General features: G+C 55.6%; 5 protein-coding genes and 2 pseudogenes. 5 read left to right on the forward strand and 2 right to left on the reverse strand.

What is annotated here, in order from left to right; all coding sequences use genetic code 11:
• Nucleotides 1-286 (forward strand): annotated as a pseudogene (locus RTK32_RS18020) (PTS fructose transporter subunit EIIBC); the annotation flags it as partial.
• A 57-nt stretch (nt 287-343) separates the two neighbouring features.
• On the opposite strand, the gene nfo reads toward RTK32_RS18020, so the two are convergent.
• Together nfo and RTK32_RS18030 are read right to left on the reverse strand one after the other, a co-directional pair.
• On the reverse strand, nt 344-1,186 hold the full coding sequence (gene nfo, locus RTK32_RS18025) for a deoxyribonuclease IV (RefSeq protein ID WP_312046401.1): 843 nt from the start codon (nt 1,184-1,186) through the stop codon (nt 344-346).
• A gap of 60 nt (nt 1,187-1,246) precedes the next feature.
• Nucleotides 1,247-2,284, reverse strand: a complete 1,038-nt coding sequence (locus RTK32_RS18030; protein ID WP_312046403.1) for a YeiH family putative sulfate export transporter — start codon at nt 2,282-2,284, stop codon at nt 1,247-1,249.
• Nucleotides 2,285-2,389: 105 nt separating this feature from the next.
• Here RTK32_RS18030 and RTK32_RS18035 point away from each other — a divergent pair, with 105 nt between their 5' ends.
• The 4 genes and pseudogenes from RTK32_RS18035 to RTK32_RS18050 all read left to right on the forward strand — a co-directional run.
• On the forward strand, nt 2,390-2,761 hold the full coding sequence (locus RTK32_RS18035; RefSeq protein ID WP_312046405.1) for a YkvA family protein: 372 nt from the start codon (nt 2,390-2,392) through the stop codon (nt 2,759-2,761).
• 9 nt (nt 2,762-2,770) lie between these two features.
• Nucleotides 2,771-3,637 carry a DNA-binding transcriptional regulator YeiE gene (gene yieE, locus RTK32_RS18040; protein WP_312046407.1) on the forward strand — a complete coding sequence of 289 codons (867 nt, stop codon included), beginning with the start codon at nt 2,771-2,773 and terminating at the stop codon, nt 3,635-3,637.
• Between the two features lie 154 nt (nt 3,638-3,791).
• Entirely contained in the window at nt 3,792-5,258 is a 1,467-nt protein-coding gene (locus tag RTK32_RS18045) for an amino acid permease (RefSeq protein ID WP_312046409.1), read from the forward strand.
• A 174-nt stretch (nt 5,259-5,432) separates the two neighbouring features.
• Nucleotides 5,433-5,715 (forward strand): annotated as a pseudogene (locus RTK32_RS18050) (iron ABC transporter permease); the annotation flags it as partial.

Raw genomic sequence — 5,715 nt, forward strand, 5'->3', positions numbered from 1 at the left:
GGTACTGGGCCTGTGCTTTATTTCTGAAGGCGCTATTCCGTTTGCTGCCCGTGACTCGATGCGCGTTCTGCCATGCTGTATTGTTGGCGGCGCGCTGACCGGCGCCATCTCAATGTGGGTGGGCGCGAAGCTGATGGCACCGCACGGCGGGCTGTTTGTGCTGCTGATCCCAGGCGCTATCACGCCGGTGCTCGGTTATCTGATAGCCATTATCGCCGGTACGCTGGTTGCCGGTCTCTCTTACGCGGTGCTCAAGCGCCCGGAAGCGGAAATGGCTAAGGCCTGATTCAGGGCTGGCTCAATAAAAAAGCGCGGGCGACCGCGCTTTTTTTATAGCTGTAAATCAGACCTGCTCTGACTTAAGCCAGGCAATCTCATCCTTCCAGATAGCAGGATTGACGGTTTCCAGAATCAGCGGGATACCGTCGAAGCGAGGGTCTTTCATCAACCAGCTGAATACCGTTTTGCCGATATTGCCTTCGCCCAGGCTGTGATGACGATCGACACGGCTGGCAAATGCGCTTTTGGCATCGTTAAGATGCATGCCGCGCAGATACTCAAAGCCCACCACGCGCCCGAATTCCTCAAACGTTTTTACGCAATCTTCTTCGGTACGCAAATCGTAACCGCCCGCAAAAGCGTGGCAGGTATCAATACAGACGCCAATGCGTGACTTATCCTCTACGCCCTCGATAATCGCCGCCAGATGCTCAAAGCGGAAGCCAAGATTGCTACCCTGACCGGCAGTATTTTCAATCACGGCGGTGACCCCTTGCGTTTTATCCAGCGCAACGTTGACCGATTCGGCGATGCGCTTCAGGCAGGCGTCTTCATCAATCTGTTGCAAATGGCTGCCGGGATGGAAATTCAGCAGCGTCAGGCCCAGTTGCTCGCAGCGCTGTAGCTCATCAATAAAGGCGCCGCGGGACTTTTCCAGTGCCTCTTCCTGCGGATGACCGAGGTTAATTAAAAAGCTGTCGTGCGGCAGGATCTGTGCGGCACTGTAGTGATATTTTTCGCAGGCGTTACGGAAAGCGGAAATGACTTCTTTGCTCAGCGGGGCCGCGCGCCACTGGCGCTGATTTTTCGTGAAAAGTGCAAAGGCCGTCGCTTCTATTTCGTGGGCGCGAAGCACCGCCTGATCTACACCGCCGGATGCGCTGACGTGGGCACCGATATATTTCATGCCTGCTCTCCTGAAAGTTTTACTTTAAAGCGCGTCATCATAACCGGAAACGGTGCGGATTTATGCCAGCAAATGCTGGATCGCCAGGTTAATCGTTCCGCCGCCCAGCAGCAGCCAGACGAATAACAGCAGGCCGAGCAGCAAAGGCTTCAGCCCCGCCTTTTTCAGCAGGCTGAGCTGCGTGGTTAATCCCAGCGCCGCCATCGCCACCGCCAGTAAAAAGTTATCCAGCTGATTCAGTCCGTCAACCAGCGACGGTGGCAGTAGATGCAGCGAGTTAAACAGCGCCACGCCGATAAAGCCCAACGCGAACCAGGGAAAACGCACACCTGTGCCGCCGCCGTCAGAACGCACGAAGCGGCTTAACACCAGCAGGAAGGGTGCCAGCATCATTACGCGCAGCATTTTAGCTATCACCGCCGCGTTTTCTGTTTCCGCGCTGACGGCATGACCGGCCGCGACGACTTGTGCCACTTCATGCAGTGTTGAACCGGTGAAGATCCCCCACTGCGTCGCCGTCAGACCCGGCAGCAGATGAGTCAGCTCGTGCCACAGCAAAGGATAAAGAAAGATCCCGAGCGTGCCGAACAGCACCACGGTAGCCACCGCGACGGCGACTTTTTGGGGCTCTGCTTTGAGCACTGGCTCCGTCGCCATAATCGCCGCCGCGCCGCAAATACTGCTACCGGCGCCTATCAGCCAGGCGGTATCGCGATCCAAATGCAGCACGCGACGGCCAAGCCAGCAGGCCAGCAGGAAAGTGGAGGTTAGCATCAGCACATCGGTCAGCACGCCGCTCAGGCCGATATCGGCAATTTGCTGAACGGTCAGGCGAAAACCATAGAGTATGATACCCAGCCGTAACAGCTGCTGTTTGGCAAACTGTACGCCTGCACCGCAGCGTGCTGACACGCTGTTGTAAAAAGTGTTACCAGCCAGGATGCCCAGCAGCATTGCCAGCGTTAACGTGCCCAGCCCGGCCGTTTTTAAAGCGGGCAGATCGCCCGCCTCCAGCGCGATAACGGCCAGCAGCATGGCCAGCCCAACGCCTGCGCCATAGCGCAGCGGACGGGAAGAAGGGAAGGTTAGTTCAGCCATATTAGCCTCCTTAGTAGACAAACAGAGCATGGGGGAAACTGGCTTAAAAGAGAAATTGATTATATATTTATAATTAACCAGAATAAGTGATATAGGAGAGCCGGTATGTTCAGGCGTTTAACCCGATGGGCAGGCATTATCAGAAAAGATGGCGTAACGCTTTGGTATGCCTGCCGCGATCCGCGTACGCCGCTATGGCAAAAGGGCATGGCCGTTCTGCTGGCTGCTTATGCGCTAAGTCCTGTTGATTCGATCCCCGACGTTATCCCGTTTGTGGGTTTGCTCGACGATGCGATTATTGTGCCCTCGGGAATGATGCTGCTGTTACGACTCCTGCCTGCTGAGGTCAGGATCGCCAGCCAGCAGCGAACCGCCGGACGATCGCAAAGGAAAAAGAAAATTGGCCTTTGGCTGGGCACCGTTGTGCTGGTGTGGCTGGCAATCATTATCTGGCTGGCACAGGCAGGAAGTCAGTAAGGAAAAACAATGCATATCACATTAAGGCAGCTTGAGGTCTTTGCTGAAGTGCTGAAAAGCGGCTCCACCACTCAGGCTTCGCAGGTCCTTGCGCTGTCGCAGTCGGCCGTCAGCGCAGCGCTGGCCGATCTGGAAAACCAGCTTGGCGTACAGCTGTTCGACAGGGTCGGCAAGCGGCTGGTCGTCAACGAGCACGGGCGGCTGCTTTATCCGCGTACGGTAGCCTTGCTGGAGCAGGCCACTGAAATTGAACAGCTGTTTCGGGAAGATAACGGCGCGCTACGGGTCTATGCCAGCAGTACTATTGGTAACTATCTGTTGCCAGGCATGATTGCAGGCTGGCGGCGGGACTTTCCTGACCTGCCGCTGGAACTGAGCGTGGGTAACAGTCAGGATGTTATTAACGCCGTGGCCGATTTCCGCGTCGATATAGGATTTATTGAAGGGCCCTGTCACGTCAGCGAGCTGGTGGGCGAACCCTGGCTGGAAGATGAGCTGGTGGTGTTTGCCGCCGCCGATGCGGCTATTTTTCGTGAGCCAGTGACGCTGGAAAGCCTGGCGGCCGCACCATGGATCCTGCGCGAACACGGCTCGGGCACGCGCGAAATCGTCGATTATCTGCTGCTTTCGCACCTGCCGCAGTTTAGCCTGGCGCTGGAACTGGGTAACTCGGAGGCGATCAAACATGCCGTCCGTCACGGTATGGGCATTAGCTGCCTGTCGCGGCGAGTTATCGCCGAGCAGCTGGCAGTAGGCACGTTAAAAGAAGTCCCGCTTCCTCTGCCCAAACTCAGGCGCGCGCTTTACCGTATTCAACACAGGCAGAAGCATCTTTCAAAATCGCTGCTGCGCTTTTTAAGCTACTGCACTGAGTAAAACCGTGCGGCCAGACCACAAACCGGAGCTTTATCAGGCGCTAATAATTCGCCGCAGATTATGAAGCTATCTTATAACGGCGCGGAATCACTTCTTCTGGCGAAGGAGTTTGTTACAATCGCGCCTCATTTTAGCCAGGGCACAGCATTTACCAATGGATCATGACACAAAAACAACACAACAACCTGAATTACAGCGCAAACTAAAAGCGCGTCACCTGACGATGATCGCCATCGGCGGCTCAATCGGCACCGGTCTGTTTGTCGCCTCCGGCGCAACGATTTCCCAGGCCGGTCCCGGCGGCGCGTTACTTTCCTATGCCTTAATCGGCCTGATGGTCTATTTCCTGATGACCAGCCTCGGCGAGCTGGCTGCCTTTATGCCGGTGTCCGGCTCCTTTTCGACCTACGGCTCCAACTTTGTTGAAGAAGGCTTCGGCTTCGCGCTGGGCTGGAACTACTGGTACAACTGGGCCGTGACCGTGGCGATTGAACTGGTTGCCGCGCAGCTGGTAATGACCTACTGGTTCCCCGATACGCCCGGCTGGATCTGGAGCGTACTCTTTCTGAGCGTCATCTTTTTGCTCAACTACATCTCGGTAAAGGGCTTTGGTGAGGCAGAATACTGGTTCTCCCTGATCAAAGTGGTCACGGTAGTGATTTTTATCGTAGTGGGCGTCCTGATGATCCTTGGCATCCTGCGCGGTGACCAGCCGGTCACCGGATGGGACAACTGGCGCATCGGCGACGCGCCTTTCTCCGGCGGTTTCTCCGCCATGATCGGCGTGGCGATGATTGCCGGTTTCTCCTTCCAGGGGACCGAACTGATTGGTATTGCCGCTGGTGAATCGGAAGATCCGGCGAAAAATATCCCACGCTCGGTTCGTCAGGTCTTCTGGCGTATCCTACTGTTTTATATCCTGGCGATTTTAGTGATCAGCCTCATTATTCCTTACACCGATCCAAGCCTGCTGCGTAACGATGTGAAAGACATCAGCGTCAGCCCGTTCACGTTGGTGTTTAAACATGCTGGCCTGCTTTCGGCAGCGGCTATCATGAATGCCGTGATCCTGACAGCTATCCTGTCGGCCGGTAACTCAGGGATGTATGCGTCGACGCGTATGCTGTTTACGCTGGCACGTGAAGGCAAAGCCCCCCGCATATTTGGCAAGCTTTCAAAAGGCGGTGTCCCGCGTAATGCGCTGTATGCCACTACTGTTGTCGCCGCGCTTTGCTTCCTGACCTCGATGTTCGGTAACCAGACGGTTTACCTGTGGCTGCTTAATACCTCCGGTATGACCGGTTTTATCGCCTGGCTGGGCATCGCTATCAGCCATTATCGCTTCCGTCGCGGCTTCGTGTCGCAGGGCTACGATATCAACGATCTGCCGTACCGCTCTAAGTTCTTCCCGCTGGGGCCAATCTTCGCTTTCGTGCTCTGCCTGGTTATTACGCTGGGGCAGAACTATCAGGCATTCCTGGCGGACCGCATCGACTGGTACGGTGCGGCAGCAACCTATATCGGTATCCCGCTGTTCCTGATTATCTGGTTCGGCTACAAGCTGACGAAGCGCACGCGCTTTGTAAAATACAGCGAGATGCAGTTTCCGAAATTTAAATAAAGATGAGATGAATCAAGGCGCGGCTTCCGCGCCTTTTTCTTTGTCACATGCTGTTACACATAGGATTGATAACTATTATCATTTCCTTTATTGTTAGCGCCGTACGTTTTCCGCTTTGCTAATTTTGCAGGGTTTGCAGCCGACCTGGCGCAAATTCAATGACAGGTAGAAACCATGAGCGTGACCCATAACCCCGACCACTACGCCGGCGTCCACCAGCACGAAGGCGCGATGGATCGTTACCATCATCTGCTGCGTCGCCGCCTGTTTTTTATGGGCGTGCTGGTGCTGGCTATTCTCGCCTCGCTGCTGTTCGACTTTACTTTAGGCCCGTCGGGCCTGTCGCTGGAAACGCTGTGGCAGACGCTGCTGTCACCGGCCAGCGTGGATGCGGGGTCGCGCGTTATCGTCTGGGATATTCGCCTGCCTTACGCGCTGATGGCGGTAGTGGTTGGCC

The sequence above is a fragment of the Erwinia sp. genome, assembly GCF_031978025.1.
Taxonomy (GTDB): Bacteria; Pseudomonadota; Gammaproteobacteria; order Enterobacterales; family Enterobacteriaceae; genus Erwinia.

What these genes read in the sequence shown, in the direction of transcription:
- RTK32_RS18045 (WP_312046409.1), top strand. Translation starts at nt 3,792, where the DNA reads ATGGATCATGACACAAAAACAACACAACAACCTGAATTACAGCGCAAA.
- yieE (WP_312046407.1), top strand. Translation starts at nt 2,771, where the DNA reads ATGCATATCACATTAAGGCAGCTTGAGGTCTTTGCTGAAGTGCTGAAA.
- nfo (WP_312046401.1), bottom strand. Translation starts at nt 1,186, where the DNA reads ATGAAATATATCGGTGCCCACGTCAGCGCATCCGGCGGTGTAGATCAG.
- RTK32_RS18035 (WP_312046405.1), top strand. Translation starts at nt 2,390, where the DNA reads ATGTTCAGGCGTTTAACCCGATGGGCAGGCATTATCAGAAAAGATGGC.
- RTK32_RS18030 (WP_312046403.1), bottom strand. Translation starts at nt 2,284, where the DNA reads ATGGCTGAACTAACCTTCCCTTCTTCCCGTCCGCTGCGCTATGGCGCA.